The organism is Flavobacterium silvaticum, assembly GCF_012911565.1.
GTDB lineage: Bacteria > Bacteroidota > Bacteroidia > Flavobacteriales > Flavobacteriaceae > Flavobacterium > Flavobacterium silvaticum.
Genome location: NZ_JAAMPU010000105.1, coordinates 1 through 16,720, shown reverse-complemented (window position 1 = coordinate 16,720; position 16,720 = coordinate 1). Strand labels below are relative to the sequence as shown.

Sequence of the window (16,720 nt, the reverse complement as noted above, 5' to 3'; positions counted from 1 at the left end):
TTTGAGATTGATGAAGTTAATCGGATTTGTAGGATTATTTAACCGAAATTATCAACATTTAATCGAATTTTAAACATCGGCTAAAACACTGTAAATCTTTTATTTGTATGTTTGGAAATTCAGATTTACCACGTCTGAGATAAACCTACTTTCCCTATGAGATTAAAATTACTCTTTTTTATACTGTTAGGCTGTCTATTCCAGAAAACATTCGCTCAGGTAATGTTGTCTAACAGCACACCGGTTACGATTGATTTTTCCGCCACAACACCAGCAACCGTAGGCACATCCCCTGGTTCCGCATTTGCAGGTAATGGTTTTTCTCCGGCACCGACTATTTCCGGCAGGCTTAATTCAAATGCCTGGAGTGTACGCGGATTCGATTTCGGAACACTGGCTTTCGGAGGCACGCAAACTGTTGATGATTTTGGACGCGGTTCGGTTATAAGCCCTGTTCTTACTCCGGGTCTTTATGCCTATACGGATTCTCCTGGTTCCGTAGCAAATCCTGTACTTATGATCCAATCCGGGCCTGCTGGTGATTTTAATCCCGGAAGTTTGGTGTTACGGGTAAAGAATAACGGGACATCCAATTTGACCCAACTTGAAGTTTCTTATAATATTTACATGAGGAATGACGAAGGAAGGTCTTCAAGCTTTAATTTTTCACATTCACTGGATGATGTCACCTATCAGGATGAACCTTCGCTGGATTTTGTTTCTCCAGATGTCGCCGATGCATTTCAATGGGGCCAGGTTGGTGTAACACCAACTAAATCTATAATCATTACCGGCCTTAACATTGCTCCCGGGGCATTTTATTATTTGAGATGGAGTATAGAAGATGTTGCCGGAACAGGTGACAGGGATGAATTTGGTCTGGACGATATTGTCATTACCGGATCATATGGTGCCCCAGCTCCGGAAATCAACGTTCAGAATGTTGGAGGAGTCACTGTATTAAGTGGCGATACGACTCCCTCTGTAGCCGAATCTACAGACTTTGCCCCAATCGGCTCTCCAATCTCTACAAATGCGGCCACGCTTTCTACCACATTTAAGATCCAAAACTTAGGAGGGGCGGTTTTGAATGTATCGAGTGTCGTGATTACGGGAACAAATGCTGCGAATTTCACCGTTTATACAGGTGGAGGCTCAAATCCTGTCGGAAGTATTGCTGCCGTTTCCGGTTCTGTAATATCCACAAGAGAGTTGACGATAATATTCGATCCGAGTATAGAAGGACTGCATACTGCCAGGGTAAATATCTACAATACAGACAGTAATGAGAATCCGTATTGGTTTGACATTCGTGGTTATGGATTCGTTCCCAAGCCTGATATAAATGTCAAAGGACTTACTGGCGGAACAAGTAATATCTCAAGTGGGAACATGATTCCTTCTACGTTTAACAATACGTTATGGCCGGTTGCAGGAACCGTAGTGGGCTCAAGTGTAGTTAAAGATTACAGAATACAGAACACCGGAAATGTTGGAGCATTATTACAATTGACAGGTGTTCCGATTGTAAGTATCAGTGGAGCAAATCCTGGTGATTTTGTAGTGACGACACAGCCTACCGCAACATCCATCAATGCCGGATTCGGTACTAATTTTTACATTACGTTTACACCGACTGCTGTCGGGATACGAACGGCAATCGTCACTATCTTAAACAATGACACCGTCAATGACCCGTTTACATCCTTGCCGGAAAACCCGTATACGTTTTTAATTCAGGGTACAGGGGTCAGTCCGGAGGCCGATGTTTTTGGGAATAATCAACCCATTGTTAGTGGAAGTACACTTCCAACACTCGTCAACCATACCTTTTTTGATTATCTGAATATAACTGGGGCAACACTCACTCGAACCTATACCATTAAAAACACTGGCAATGTAGCTCTTACTGTCGGCACACCAACTATTACAGGACCTAATGCTGCAGATTTTGTCATTCTGACCCCGCCTGCGGCATCTGTTGCCATAAATGGGACGACTACTTTTACGGTGCGGTTCGACCCTTCGGCTACTGGTGTCAGAGATGCAGTAATTAATTTCACCAATAATGATTTTAATGAAAACCCATATACTTTTGCCGTTCGCGGTTATGGTATAGACTATACACCATGTTCTTATTTGCCGGTCGAAACCATCGCGATACAGGATTTTGAAACCGCTCCGGCAACGCCTACGTGGGCATACACTACTTCTGGTTCAACAGTGGCAGGAGGAACTGCTTTTGGGGCGAGTGGAGATTCAGGCGCCTCTGCCAGATATGTGGGAGCGCGGAGTCTGCAGGTGAATAATGCTACTTCTACAACTACGTTTGGTTCAATCAATACTTCTGCATATAGTGATGTTGAACTCAGCGTCCGCGTGGCATCGCTTTCCACCACAACGGCAGAAGGCTCAGATTCAACTGACAGGATTCTTATATCAGTAAGTTCCAACGGAGGAACCAACTGGTCGGACGAAGTGGAACTGGTCGGTAATACCAATTCAAAATGGAGCTTTACATCGGGAACCGGAACTCTTTCCAGAACGTATGACGGAGATAACCTCGTTTCATCTGTGAGTACACCATCTGTAGGTTATGTGACCGTGGACGGGAACAGTACAATCAGGCTGTCATCATTGCCTAAATCTACAGCACTTCAGGTACGGATTTCTATTTTAAACAATAATGCCGCCGAGATATGGGCTATTGATGATGTTTCCCTTTTTGGGCGAAAAGAAGTCACAACCACATGGACTTCAAGTTGGAGCAATGGTACGCCAACTACAAGTGTGAAAGCCATTATTGCGGGTAATTACAGCACTGCGGCCAACGGTAATGTTCAGGCTTGTAAAATCCAGGTCAATGCAGGAAGCACACTTACAATCAATTCAGGCCAATTCATCAGCGTGGAAAGCGACTTGGATAATGCCGGATCAATTGTAATTGAGAACGGAGGAAGCTTGGTCCAGAAAAACGACTACGCTACAAACTCCGGAAATATCGTTGTCAAGCGGAATACAACTCCGGTACGCAGATATGACTACACCTACTGGTCATCTCCGGTAGCCAACCAGACTCTGTTTAACCTTTCTCCGCTGACCCTTTCAGATAAATTCTACCAATTCAATACAGCCGCCAATACCTGGCAGGGTGTTCCACCTGTAACCACGGTAATGGTACCAGGTAAAGGATATATTGTACGGGCGCCACAGACTTTTGATATCGTCACGCCACAAGTCTATATGGCTCAATTTTCAGGCCCTGCGAACAATGGTTTTATAACTCAGCCGGTAGTCAATACAATCGGGACGTGGAACTTGCTTGGGAATCCATATGCCAGCTCCATAGATGCAGATAAATTCCTCCAATTGACCAGTAATAATATCATTGGAGGCACACTTTATTTCTGGACGCACAATACGGCGATGACAAACAATGCTTACACGAATTCAGATTATGCATCTTATAATTTACTTGGAGGTTCGGGAACAGCATCTGCAGCAAATATTGGGGTCAACAACACAATTCCTTCTGGTGATATAGCTTCCGGCCAGGGATTTTTTGTGGTAGCAAATACACCAGGGACTGTCACATTCAACAATAGCATGCGTCAAACCACTTCTAATTTGCAGTTCTACCGACACGCAGCGATAACAGCTTCGAGTGTTGGGGATGATATTGTCGTCGCTGCAAAGCACAGATTATGGCTTGATTTGGCAGGTGCCGACGGATTATTCAGACAGGTTCTTTTGGGTTATGCCGATGGAGCTACGAATGACGTTGACCGCGATTATGATGGAGCAATATATTCCGTCAATACAAGCCTTAGTTTTTACTCGTTGCTCAATGCCGAAAAAATGGTAATTGAAGGTCACGGGCTTCCGTTTAGTACACAAGATAAATTCCTGTTGGGTTATCAGGCTTCGATTTCCGGACAGTATTCGATTTCAATCGAAGGAATGGACGGCCTTTTTGAAAACCAGGATGTATATCTGAAAGATAATTTACTTCAGATTGAACACGATATCAAAGCTTCACCCTACAGTTTCACCACAGAGGTCGGAACATTCGACAACCGTTTTGAAATCGTATACACAACACAAGCATTGGGTCAACCGGAATTCGATCAATCCGGATTGCAGATTGCGGTAAAAGACCAGGTCATATCTATCCGGAATTCCCAAGAAATTGCATCGGTAACGATTTACGATATCACCGGGCGCCAGCTTTTCCAGAAGTCCGGATTGAATACCACGGATTACAGCATTGACACATTGGCGGCACAACAGCAAGCATTGATGGTAAATATTGAACTCGCTGATGGAACCAAAGTCACCAAAAAGATTCTGTTTTAAACGAAATTAAAAAACAAGAAATCCCGGCACAAGGCTGGGATTTCTTGTTTTATGCAGTTTGTATTCCGAGTGTCCTGTGTGTTCGTTTCAACGCGAGATCGTTTTTGTAATCGATCCAGGATTGACCTTTCCATCGGCGCATTAAATTGTCGAAGTGACGCATGATAAAAATATTATATACTGCACGAACCAAATTCGCCGGATGTATGGGTAATGCCCGTAGACTCATTGAAAATCCCGGCGTGACATATTTCATATAATGCCAATATCCTTCAGGCATATATAGCATTTCACCGTGCTTAAGGTTTGTGACCAGTCCTTTTGCTTTCTTCAAGGCAGGAAATTTCTGGAAATCCGGATCATCAAAATCGATATCTTCTCTCGAAATAAGAGCGTGGGGAACTTTGTATAGATAAGGTGTCTGGTCTGGCGCGAAGAGAATACAGCGTTTTTCACCCTGGAAATGGAAGTGAAGAATGTTGGAATAATCAATATCGAAGTGTATGAAAACACGCGATCCTTTTCCTCCGAAGAACAATAATGGCAACTGATGGATCAATCTTAAACCAATTTTAGGCCATTTGAAATCCCGTTTTAAAAGAGGGACTTCTTTCACCAGATTATATAAAAAAATGCGATAATTGGTAGGTTGTTTCTGTAGCAGGTCGACATAATCTGACATTTTCATTTCAGCGTGTGCTGCATTGAATTTATCCCTGTGGGAAACGGGTCTGTCATCGTACAAAGGAACAGTCTGATTTCCGGCCACATTCTTTATATATTCAAAATTCCACTTTTTATAAGCGGGCCAATCACTGGTCAATTTTTCAATAACTACTGGCTTTTGTGGTTTTACGTAACGTTCTAAGAAGTCTTTTTTGGATAGGATCGCTACGCGTTCAATTTCGGTCAGGTCTAATGGCATATGTGTGTTGTTTTGAGCTTTTCAGAACCTTTTTATCAGATTCCTATATAAATTTAGGAAGTGTTGGGAAATTGTAAATTCTATGTTTTGCTAAAATTTTCACAAATGAAAAAGGCCATATTCGCAAAAATATGGCCCCAAACATAAATATGTTTTTTTCTTTAAACTGCTTTCTTTCCGGAAGCATTCAGGTTACGTTCTATGTTATGTCCCGGACGCGACCATTTTGGTTTTTCGCCCAATGATGCAAAAGCAGAATCTTCAGCTTCTACCGTTTGCGGCTGAACCATCTTAGTGAACGGTTTTTGAGGCTCCAGACCCAAAGCGGCAAACATCTTCATGTCTTCATTCACATCAGGGTTTGGCGTGGTAAGTAATTTGTCTCCTGCAAAAATTGAGTTGGCACCCGCAAAGAAACACATGGCCTGGCCTTCGCGGCTCATTCCGTTTCGTCCGGCAGAAAGGCGTACCTGTGTTTCCGGCATCACGATTCGTGTTGTGGCAACCATCCGGATCATTTCCCAGATTTCAACAGGCTTTTCATCTTCCATCGGAGTTCCTTCTACGGCAACCAAAGCATTGATTGGCACAGATTCGGGCTGAGGATTCAAGCGGCTCAAGGCAACCAGCATTCCGGCGCGGTCTGCTATGCTCTCTCCCATTCCAATGATTCCTCCACTGCAAACCGTGACATTGGTCTTACGCACGTTTTCTATCGTCTGCAAACGATCTTCGAATCCGCGGGTAGAAATTACTTCTTTGTAATAGTCTTCAGATGTATCGAGGTTGTGGTTATAGGCATACAATCCGGCTTCGGCCAGACGCATCGCCTGGTTTTCGGTGATCATGCCTAACGTACAACACACTTCCATATCGAGTTTGTTGATTGTCCGCACCATTTCGAGTACCTGGTCAAATTCAGGTCCGTCTTTCACATTCCGCCACGCAGCACCCATGCAAACCCGCGATGAACCGCTTGATTTGGCACGTAACGCCTGGGCTTTAACTTGTGAAACGCTCATTAAATCGTTTCCTTCTATGTTGGTGTGATATCTGGCGGCCTGTGGGCAATACCCGCAATCTTCAGGACAGCCGCCGGTTTTTATGGAGAGTAGCGTTGAAACCTGGACTACATTCGGGTCGTGTGATTTTCTATGTACCGATGCCGCTTCAAAAAGAAGATCCATCAAAGGTTTATTGTAGAGGTCAATTATTTCCTGTTGGGTCCAGTCGTGTCTGAGGTTATTCATGGATTGCATTTTACCTGTCAAAAATAAAGATTTCCTGCCGAAGTTCGGGTGCTACATTACGCCAAAGTTACCGACAAAAAAAACCCGCAGTTTTTGCTGCGGAAATAGAGCTGGTTTACTGGATTTTAGTCAACCCGATTAATTACTTCAACCTTATCTTTCCAATACTGCATCAGGCAGAATGAAACAATCAGCGAAGCGGCAGTTGCTTCGAACAAAAGTCCTATACAATATTGTTGGATGGTCAAATGTCCACCACCGAAGATGAAATTATCCGCAAGGTTTTTCAAATAAGATTCGCCTCCTTTGAATTTGATGTAGGCCAAAAGCGTACCGATACTGAGGAAAGCGCCAATCATTGACGTGATTATGGCAGACAACAAGTTTGTATTGTATCCGCGGATGCCGTCTGCCTGATTCGCTTTGATGGTTCGGTTTACACCGTAAATCACAAAGGCCACGTTGAAAATCCGAAGCAGGAATTCATCTGACAGCCCAAGTAATTCAAGTATGATAAAATAAACCCCGATTCCGAGGAAAATTATGATTCCGTTCGTTAGTTCTCGTGTAAATTTCATGACAGTAGTTTTTGTCTTTCCAACGCAGGAAAAGTGTTAGACAATAGGTGTTCTACTATAAATTTACTAAAAAATTACGGTTATCTGAGTGAATGTATTGTTTTAATATAACTTTAATAACAAGCGTTATCTATCGGCTTATGCGTTTTCCCTGATCATCATAAAGTAAAATCCAGTCTGCGTGGCCAAAATAATTCCATGAAGCTTGTGCCATGTCAATTTTTGGGTCGATGAATTCCAGATAGGGCCCAGAATTTATAGAAACCCTTGCCTTCACAAAAATCTTTACGTCTTTTCCTTTTTGGTTGTATTCCGATTTGATGCGTTGGCACATCTGCCAGATTCCGTCGGGTTTGGAAGTCGCAAAATCTACTTGTTTCTGGTCGAGTTTTGACAGCGGATAGATATGTGTCTGGCCGGTTTTCACATCAACGACTTCAAATTGTGCAAACCCATTCCGTTGTCGAAGCATCATGCGCCAACTGAGCCTGTGGCCTTCTTCTGTCCACAACACATCGCCTTTGATGAACCAATGCCGAATCGGGAGCAAAAGCTGAATCAACACATACGGAAGCACGATCCATTTTAGCAAATCCTTTCCAAAGTAATCAGGTGTGTCTGAAATAATCGGAAGTTTTTTAGGGAAGAATCGTTTCCGGATAACATCTGACGGATAAAAGAACAATACAAAACTTAGGGCGAAAAACGGAAAGATCCCAATTTGCAGCACCATCGAATTGAACAGGTGGAAAATGAGCGACAGAATCAGTGCAATGGTTCGTGTCCTTCTAAAAAGAAGCAGCAAGACAATAGATCCGTCAAAAAAAATCCCGGTCCATGAAATAAAAAGATGGAACCAGTGCTTGTCAAAGAATTGACCCACGATTGGGTAATGTGTCTTTCCCGAAAGCACGATCCGGATAAAATCGCCGTTGATCCATCCCGGATAAAATTTGGAAACCGTCGCAAAAAAATAAACAATGCTGATTTGGACAATCATGAGCAGCGAACACCAGTATGGCATCGACAATCGCTTTATATGGGGATTTCTTCGCGTATCGACAGAAGCATAACCGTTTGCAGGCAACAGCAGCATGATGAGGCAAACTAGCAACAGCAAATAATAATGATTGTTGTACGATTCCTTTTGCATCAGGTAAGCGCCGGCCCATAATAGTGTGAACAATCCCAATGAGAACCGATACCTGAAACCAACCATGATGCAAATTCCCAAAACGGCCATCAGCCCAAAATAGAAATACATGCCCATCCCCGGAAACGGTTGCAGCCATTCAAAACCGATATGTGAAAAGGTAAACGAAGGCTTTACCAAATTGCGTTGAACCCAACCGGTAAGGATTGCACCGAAAGTTTCGGCGAACAGTAAAAAGCCAAATAATATACGAAAGACAACCAGTGGCGCGATATCTACAGGTTTGAAAAGCCGCCTGGTCGTGGAAATCATTTGCTCAGGATTTTTTTGGCAGATGACATATCAGCGTGCAATTGTTCCTTCAGGGCATCAATTGAAGCGAATTTCTGCTCATCACGCAAGCGTTCCACAAAAAAAACTTCGATTTCCCTATCGTATAAATCGGCATCGAAATCAAAATAATTCACTTCTATGGACAGATTGTTTCCGTCTACGGTCGGTCGGTTTCCAATGTTCATCATTCCCAAAACCTCACGCCCGTCGATATTTGATTTCACGGCATAGACGCCATTGGAAGGAATCAGTTTTCCGGAATCATTCAGAGAAATGTTCGCTGTCGGAAAACCTATGGTGCGCCCGAGTTTTTTGCCGTGGACGACTGTACCGCCAATAAGGTATTCATAACCCAGATAGGAATTCGCCAGCGGAATATCGCCCTGGGCCAATGCGTTCCTGATTTTGGTGGAACTGACTGAAATATCGTCTATCTGTTCTGCCGGAATCTGTTCTACTTTAAAACCGAATTGCTCGCCAAAACGGACCAAATCGTCAAAATTGGCACTTCTGTCTTTTCCAAATCGATGATCGTGGCCGACGATGATTTTTTTTGTGCCGAAAGATTTTACAAGGACTTCCGATACGAATTCTTCAGCGCTCATTTGTGAAAAATCGGCATCGAATGGATGCACGACAAGACTCTGCAGACCCAAATCTGCGAGTAATCGGGCTTTTTCATACATAGTACTCAGCAATTTGACGCCTTCGCCAGATTTAAGAACCATTCTGGGATGCGGAAAAAAGGTAAGGACAAGGCTTTGGGCCGATTCTTCTTTGGCAGCCGCTGTCAAACGACTGATTATTTTGCGATGGCCAATGTGGACACCATCAAAAGTGCCAAGCGTGACAACGGTTCCGCCAGTTTTTTTATAATCGGATATTGAAGGAAATAAGTCCAATTTGAATGCTATTCGGCAAAGGTAAGCAACTTTGGCTATTGCATGCGGTTTTGGTTTGGACAAAGCAAGGCCATTTATACGATAATTCTCAGCCATTCAATGTGACTGCCTCAAAATCAGTAGAAAATTCTCAATTTGGGCTATAATTCTAAATAAAATGGTTACATTTAGCGTCCTTAAAAACCTATATGAAAAAAGCACTACTTATCAGCGCACTTTTCGGAAGCCTGTTCATCCAGGCCCAACGTACGTGCGGAACGCCGCAAAAAATCCAACAGCTTATTGCGCAGGATTCCAATTTTGAAACGCATTACAACGCTGTAAGGCAACAGTTGCATGAGGCAGGCTCAAACCTGAATCAGACAATGGCTACTGAATCTGTGGCTCAGCCAGCAGTTGTGGTTACGGTGCCTGTGGTTGTCCATATCTTATATAAGACTTCAGCCCAAAACATCAGCGATGCCCAGATTGCATCACAAATGACCGTTTTAAATAACGATTACAGAAAACTCAATGCAGATTTTGCGACTGTGGTACCAGCTGTATGGCAACCGCTTGGGGCCGATATGGAAATCAATTTCGTAATGGCTTCTGTGGATCCGAATGGAAATGCCACTACCGGAATCACACGTAAAAACATAACAGCTACAGATTATGTATTTGAAGACGACTATTATACCACCACGGGTGAACCAGCTTGGGATCCGGACGAATACCTGAACATATGGGTTGGAAATTTCAGTGATACAAGCCTTTTAGGTTTTGCCTATCCGCCTGCCGCTGCCGGTTATCCGTTTGACGGTTTGTGCATTGATTTTAATAATTTCGGTACAATCGGTACTTCAGCGACGGCTCCATTTAATAAAGGCCGCACAGCAACCCACGAGATTGGTCATTATTTCGGATTGGAACATCCTTGGGGTGATGATGGATCAGCTTGCGGAACAGTAGCCAACAGCGACGGTGTTGCCGATACGCCTCAGGTAGGCGGACCAACTTATTTTTGCCCTGATTTTCCAGATTATGATCAGGCATGTTCACTTACAGGAAACGGTTCCATGTTCATGAACTATATGGATTATGTCAACGATGCGTGTATGGCTTTCTTTACCAACGGACAAAAATTATTGACCAACGCCGCCATTGCCGGCCCTCGTGCAAGTGTGCTTGGAACTCCGGACTTGCATGCCGCCGCGCAAATCAAAGTATATCCGAATCCGGTATCTGACGAATTCTCAGTGATTTCAAGCAACCAACAATTGACTAAGGTTGAGTTGTTCAATATTGCCGGGCAATTGGTATTGACACAAGCGCTGAACGGAACCGAAGCCAAAGTGGATATGCACGGTTTTGAAGCCGGAATCTACTTTGCCAGATTCTACAACGGAACAAAGTTGCTGAAGTCTGAAAAGCTCATCAAGAAATAATCTTAAAGCAAGATATCTGAAAAAAGAAGCCGTCTCAAAACTGAGACGGCTTCTTTTTTTCTGTTTATGTGTTCTTAAAAGAAATAAATATTCTTGTAAGGCCTGTGATAAAAAGACTTTAAATTTAATCTGATTGAATTTAGAATCGACATCTCTGTAAGCATCATAATTCATGGATTAACTAAAGCACACAGGTAAAGCCGCAGGTCTTAAAGTAACAGAAAAAAAGACTACACAAATATTTTGTCTTATACCAATAAAAAACAAAAGCCCTTCTATCTTCAAGAAGGGCTTTTTCTTTATCTCTAACATAAAGAAAAACCTCCAAAAGGAGGTTGTTTGTTGTTTGTGTGCTGATTAATTACCGGCAACAACCCGGTTCATAAATGTTTCATCACCATATTTTGTGATAAAAGTATACTCACCGTATGGCACATTGCTGAAATCAAACATTTTAATGTGGCTTAATTTCTCAGGTGTCGTTTCAGTAAAAAGTTCCACATTCGAAGCGTCAAGCAACGTAATGCTGATTGGAGTAACGGCACTGTTGATTATACTGATGCTGACTTTAGCGTCTTTTACGGCAACCACAGGTTTCACCACTTCCGTTGCAGGTGTTTTAGTAATGATGGCGTCGTCTGCAGTTACATCTACTTTATAGACAGATATTTTTGAGGCCGATTCCGCTTTAAGGAAATACGTTCCGGCTGGAAAACTTTTCAAATCGTACTGACGTGAAATAGCTCCTGTACCAAAAGCATTTTCTTCAAAAAGAATTTCGTCCTGATCTGAAACCAGAGATAAATGAACAGTCGGGGCATCAACTACAGAAAAACGGATCGTCTTTCCTATATTATCATTCACACGCACAGAAAAATCTGTCGTATTTGCAAAAGTCGTAACAGCCATAGCAAGAAGAGCCGCCATTACCAAACCGAATTTCATCATTTTTTTCATAATGTCAAGATTTAAGGATACACAATAGTTTCAATTGACGATGTAAAATTACCTGCGTCATCCTGTTTTCGCTACACCCATATTTTCAGGTTTGTGTGTTATTTTAACATCAAATGCCACAAAGAAAACGATGTAGGTTAAAATAGTTCACTTCTAAGGTAATATTGCGCAATTTTGCAATCGCTAATGTGTGTAATTTTGATATATGAAAGCTGCACTTGAAGTCATAGAACCATCGTTCGGTAGTTCGTTTTCGTTCAGCAAGTATGCGAACAACCAGAACCAAAAGGCGCATGTCTGGCATTATCATCCGGAAATCGAACTTGTATTTGTAAACGGAGGAAACGGAAAGCGTCAGATAGGAAGCCATGTTTCGTATTATACAGATGGCGACCTTATATTGATTGGCAGCAATTTGCCTCATTGCGGCTTCACGAGTGATACGACCGGAAACATAGATGAAACGGTGATCCAGATGAAACCCGATTTTCTCGGAACACAATTCCTTGATCTACCCGAAACCAAAAACATCAGGAAATTATTCCACCAGGCAAAAGGCGGAATCGCTTATGGCCCGGAAACCCGAAAGAAAATAGGTGTAAAATTAACCGAATTGCAAGACGCATCGGAATTTGACAGACTGCTCGGCGTACTTGGCGTTTTGAATGAACTCCAGCATTCAGAGGATTTCAAGATCCTTAACGCCGACGGATTCGCTGTCGAAACCCAAATGCAGGACAATGACAGGATCAACCTGATCTTCAATTTTGTAAAGGATAATTTCCAGAAACAGATTACACTCGAGGAAATCGCAGATCTGGTCAGCATGACTGTTCCGTCGTTCTGTCGTTATTTCAAAAAGATAACCAACAAGACCTTTACGCGTTTTGTCAATGAATACCGTGTAGTGCATGCGTCAAAACTATTGGCCGAAAAACCAATCGGCATCACCGAAATCTGTTTTGAAAGCGGCTTCAACAATTTCAGCTACTTCAATAAGACGTTTAAGGAATTAACGGGCAAAAGCGCATCGGAATACCGCAAGGAATATAAAACGATGATTGGCGCTTAAGGTTAAGTAGCATTTTTCAGGAATGTCGATCCTTTGAAAAGGCATGATGAGAAGTGTGCTAAACTCAAATTCGGGCATCATTTAACACGTGATTCTCTGTGTTAAAATTGAATTTGAGATCCATTTAACACAGAATATGTGTTAAACGTTTTTTTAAACAGCAATCAACACAAATGGAATTACGGCTAAAGAAAGTTTCAATCTGATTTCAATCGGAGTCACAGACTTTATTTTCCGTTAAATCCGGTCATCGTATTTTCCAATCCGGCCGTTCCGAATGACTTAATCACTTCTACAGATTTTTCGAGTCTTTCCGGCAGTTTGGCCTCTTCATCGGCGCTCCATTCACCAAGCACATAATCGATCTGCTGGCCTTTTTTGAATTCATCCGATATGCCAAACCGGAACCGCGTGTAATTCTGGGTATTTAAAACCAGATTGATGTTTTTAAGGCCATTGTGTCCGCCGTCAGATCCTTTCGGTTTGATGCGGATGGTTCCGAACGGCAGGTTCAGATCGTCTGTAATCACCAACAAATTCTCGAGCGGTATGTTTTCTTTCTGCATCCAATACTGAACTGCTTTCCCGCTCAGGTTCATGTAAGTATTCGGTTTCAGCAAAATGAATTTGCGTCCTTTTAAACCGTATTCCGCAACCAATCCGAGTTTGGCCGTTTCAAACGGAATGCCTTCGGCCCTCGCCAAAAAATCAAGCACTTTGAAACCAATGTTGTGGCGCGTGTTTACATATTCGGCCCCAATATTTCCCAGGCCGGCGATTAGGTATTTTTTCATTGGGTCAGTTTCAGGTTCCGTCTTTTTTGAAAAGAGTTTGAAGAAGGATTTCATCCGGCGAATTTAGGCAATTCGTCACTTACTGGTATTCGCACGTTCGTACATAAATAAAAAGCCTCATCAAACGACAAGGCTTTTTAATTTTTTGGGCGCTCCGCCGGGTAACAAAACTACGGCGATACCTTGTTTTGTAAACCCGCCGTCAGGCTGCCGCTCATATCTTTTAACCAAAAAAAGGATTTGGTTAAAAGGATATCTCACTCACATCCTTAGCGCGGGGCACCAAACGCTGTTATCGCTTCACGACTTTGGCGACCTGAGTCCCGTCCTGTCCGGAAACCTTAAGCAAATAAGTCCCCGAAGCGAATCCGGTCAAATCGATAACCGCAGATTCCGTGTGGAAATCTTTATGCAGTAGCAAACGTCCCTGGATGGAATAAACAGAAACAGCATCAATAATTCTGTCAGAAGAAACGGTTATAATACCGGAAGCCGGGTTGGGGTATATTCTAACGGAAGCCGAATCGAAATCTGATGTCGAAAGGACCGCGTGAACTGTTACCGCAAGTACATTGTTGAGATTCAAAGCAGCACGATCTGTATAATCTATGCATCCAGGTGGAACATACGTTTCAAGTGCGTAGTAGGTAACGCCGTCTTCCAACAATGTGTACAAAGAAATAGGAAGCGTAAGTTCTTGATCTGCATACCATTGAATTTCAATTCCGGTAACATCAAGATCGGCAAGCGTCTGCCCCAGCGTAAAATCCTGGGCCGTAGCGCCAACCGGTGCCGTTGGAGGAATGTCTACGTGTAAGGTGAAAGAGCCGGCAATTGCATAGCATCCGGTTGTCAATGATTCTATGGAAGCGTAAATTACCTGTCCGCCAAATCCCATGAATACGCTCGGGTTGACAATTGGATTGGCAAACAACTCGGCGTCAGTCAGAGAAGTAAAGTAGGTCACATTATATTCCATCGGATCAAGCATAGCCAGTACATTAGCAGTATTTGCAGTAAGGTCAAATACTGCCGTTCCGGTATCGGAACAATGATATAGATCTTCCGGCGCGGCCGAAGCAAAACTACCCAACGTGACATTTATGCTCTGGGAAACAACTACGGGAACGCATCCGGTGTAGGCAACCGTTGCGGAGATTGTGTTTTCGGGATTGTCCAGACAAAGTGTTACCGGATTACCTGAAGCAGCTGTTTCGCCGTTAAGAGACCAGCTCACTGTAGATAGTAGATTGCCGTTTGGTGAAAATTTCCATGCTTCGTTGGTTGCTGTCCACGCACCGCTGTTTCTGCCTTCTGGTACTACGGCGGAATCTCCGCTCGTATTTTGTATTCCAATCAAGCCAAAACCATCATTCCAGGTAGTACATGGAGTTCGGCTCAGTACAAATACCTCTATCTCATTTGTGGTTTCATGTAGCACAATCTGGCTGGTTTGCAGCTGTTCATCACAATTAAATGACGCAATCTGATTGTAATTTATAATTACCGCACGATTCGGAGCCATGCCTGAGATAAAGTAATTGACATTGGACGCCTCGCCAAACTGAGTCGTAATGGCAGTATTAATATCCTGGTATACGCCATAGATAGCATTTTTTATGGGAAATTCAGAATACGGTATTTCCCAGTCAAAGTTCCATGGGCAGCTTCCCGGACCCGTGGCGGAAGGTTGCGTAAAAGTGACGACACCATTGGAACCCACCCAAATAGAAGCATAGGTCTGACCGTAAAAACAAAACGAAAACGGAATGTTGAATTGCGAACTCCAGATATCATCTGTGTTTGCGTCAAGTTCCACGCCACCCGTAAATGGAAAGGCAGGTTGGTATGGAATAGAAGACACGGTATAAGAAGTGGTTTCATGTGCGGGAGTGTAATCGAGGGTAAATTCGGTACAGCCGCCAGTGGAACATACGGGGCCTCCAGACTGGATGATTTGCGGAGTAAGGCTTTGGGCAGATAGGATTCCGCCGACCATGATACAAAGACTCAGGTAAAGTTTCTTCATACGGAGTTTTAAAGTTTACGCATTGGTTGTCACTTCGCTAATATATTGTTTTTTCTTTCGGATAATTTGATGCATGGGATTTTTTGCCCCGATGCCAGCAATTTAGAATACGCTTGTGTCGCTTTGTGAAGATCGGAACCGTGGATTAAAAGTCCGCACCTTGGATTGCCGCTGAAATTCCTATTCCAGGTTAGGGCCTTTCACCTGATCATTTAACTTTTTATACATTTTTCATGTACCTGACCTATCGCGCCAGGGAGTACCTTGGCACCGGGGAGGGGCCAATGGTGTTCCCTACGAAATCCGCAGATTTCCTTGCTGTAGTTTTTCTGTACTTTTTGTTAAAATTCATCTGTCCGGTTTTTCCTGTCAGCACCGGCTTTGCGCTTTACATGGACATCTAAAAACAAATCAGGATGATGCGGTCATTCTCCCATTTAGCGGTGATGCCGGGAAATTAATTACACGGACATTCCGCAAAGCGTACGCGCGTTCAGGCCTTGCTGACTGCCTTTGAATTTGTGGCAATCCAACGTGTGGATTTTAAAAAGTCCACACGTTGGATTGCCACAAAGATTCCCAACACGGATTTACTGGGTTTTATGCTACGAAGTGCGCCGTAGGCGATCACCCGTCCTTCGTGTCATCCATTACCCAATAAAAAAGCCCCGACGCAAGTCGGGGCTTAATTGTTAATTATTAATCGTTACTTACCGTTTGATCACACGCAGCGTCTTCACGTTGCTTCCCTGTGTCAGCACGATGTTGTAGACACCGCTCGGGTATTTCTCCCCGAACTGCGCCAGTTCGATCCGGCTTGCCCCGAAGGATCTTTCCTCAAGCAGTTTACCTATCATGTCGTACACACGTACCTGCACGGCTTCCTCCGAAGTGGAATCCAGGTCGAGCGAGAAGCTCTCGGCATACGGGTTCGGGAACACCGT

General features: G+C 43.4%; 12 protein-coding genes. 3 read left to right on the top strand and 9 right to left on the bottom strand.

The annotated features are described in order from the left end of the window. Positions 1-156: 156 nt before the first annotated feature. On the top strand, positions 157-4,356 hold the full coding sequence (locus G6047_RS09220) for a choice-of-anchor D domain-containing protein (RefSeq protein WP_169527325.1): 4,200 nt from the start codon (positions 157-159) through the stop codon (positions 4,354-4,356). Between the two features lie 49 nt (positions 4,357-4,405). Here G6047_RS09220 and G6047_RS09215 read toward each other — a convergent pair whose 3' ends face one another. The 5 genes from G6047_RS09215 to G6047_RS09195 all read right to left on the bottom strand — a co-directional run bounded on the left by G6047_RS09215 (position 4,406) and on the right by G6047_RS09195 (position 9,497). After that, a complete protein-coding gene (locus G6047_RS09215) occupies positions 4,406-5,281 on the bottom strand; it encodes a cupin-like domain-containing protein (protein ID WP_169527324.1) in 876 nt (291 codons plus the stop codon). A 161-nt stretch (positions 5,282-5,442) separates the two neighbouring features. Next, on the bottom strand, positions 5,443-6,531 hold the full coding sequence (bioB, locus tag G6047_RS09210) for a biotin synthase BioB (RefSeq protein WP_169527323.1): 1,089 nt from the start codon (positions 6,529-6,531) through the stop codon (positions 5,443-5,445). Between the two features lie 125 nt (positions 6,532-6,656). Next, entirely contained in the window at positions 6,657-7,109 is a 453-nt protein-coding gene (locus tag G6047_RS09205) for a hypothetical protein (protein WP_169527322.1), read from the bottom strand. 130 nt (positions 7,110-7,239) lie between these two features. Further along, the gene (locus G6047_RS09200; protein ID WP_169527321.1) at positions 7,240-8,574 is read right to left on the bottom strand and encodes an HTTM domain-containing protein; all 1,335 of its coding nucleotides are present in this window, start codon (positions 8,572-8,574) and stop codon (positions 7,240-7,242) included. Next, the gene (locus tag G6047_RS09195; RefSeq protein WP_169527320.1) at positions 8,571-9,497 is read right to left on the bottom strand and encodes a bifunctional riboflavin kinase/FAD synthetase; all 927 of its coding nucleotides are present in this window, start codon (positions 9,495-9,497) and stop codon (positions 8,571-8,573) included. Before G6047_RS09195 ends, G6047_RS09200 begins: the two co-directional genes overlap by 4 nt. A 188-nt stretch (positions 9,498-9,685) precedes the next feature. On the opposite strand from G6047_RS09195, the gene G6047_RS09190 reads away from it, so the two are divergent. Continuing rightward, a complete protein-coding gene (locus G6047_RS09190) occupies positions 9,686-10,924 on the top strand; it encodes a T9SS type A sorting domain-containing protein (protein ID WP_169527319.1) in 1,239 nt (412 codons plus the stop codon). 357 nt (positions 10,925-11,281) lie between these two features. Here the strand turns inward: G6047_RS09190 and G6047_RS09185 are convergent, their stop codons facing one another. Continuing rightward, positions 11,282-11,881: a hypothetical protein gene (locus G6047_RS09185; RefSeq protein WP_169527318.1), complete on the bottom strand. Its 600-nt coding sequence runs from the start codon at positions 11,879-11,881 to the stop codon at positions 11,282-11,284. 205 nt (positions 11,882-12,086) lie between these two features. Between G6047_RS09185 and G6047_RS09180 the strand changes: the two genes are divergently transcribed. Beyond that, positions 12,087-12,953 carry an AraC family transcriptional regulator gene (locus tag G6047_RS09180; RefSeq protein ID WP_169527317.1) on the top strand — a complete coding sequence of 289 codons (867 nt, stop codon included), beginning with the start codon at positions 12,087-12,089 and terminating at the stop codon, positions 12,951-12,953. Positions 12,954-13,180: 227 nt separating this feature from the next. Here the strand turns inward: G6047_RS09180 and pth are convergent, their stop codons facing one another. The 3 genes from pth to G6047_RS09165 all read right to left on the bottom strand — a co-directional run. After that, positions 13,181-13,801, bottom strand: a complete 621-nt coding sequence (gene pth / locus G6047_RS09175; RefSeq protein WP_169527316.1) for an aminoacyl-tRNA hydrolase — start codon at positions 13,799-13,801, stop codon at positions 13,181-13,183. A 238-nt stretch (positions 13,802-14,039) separates the two neighbouring features. After that, a complete protein-coding gene (locus G6047_RS09170) occupies positions 14,040-15,776 on the bottom strand; it encodes a T9SS type A sorting domain-containing protein (RefSeq protein ID WP_169527315.1) in 1,737 nt (578 codons plus the stop codon). Positions 15,777-16,486: 710 nt separating this feature from the next. Continuing rightward, a partial coding sequence (locus G6047_RS09165; RefSeq protein WP_169527314.1) for a T9SS type A sorting domain-containing protein occupies positions 16,487-16,720 on the bottom strand: 234 nt, incomplete at its 5' end.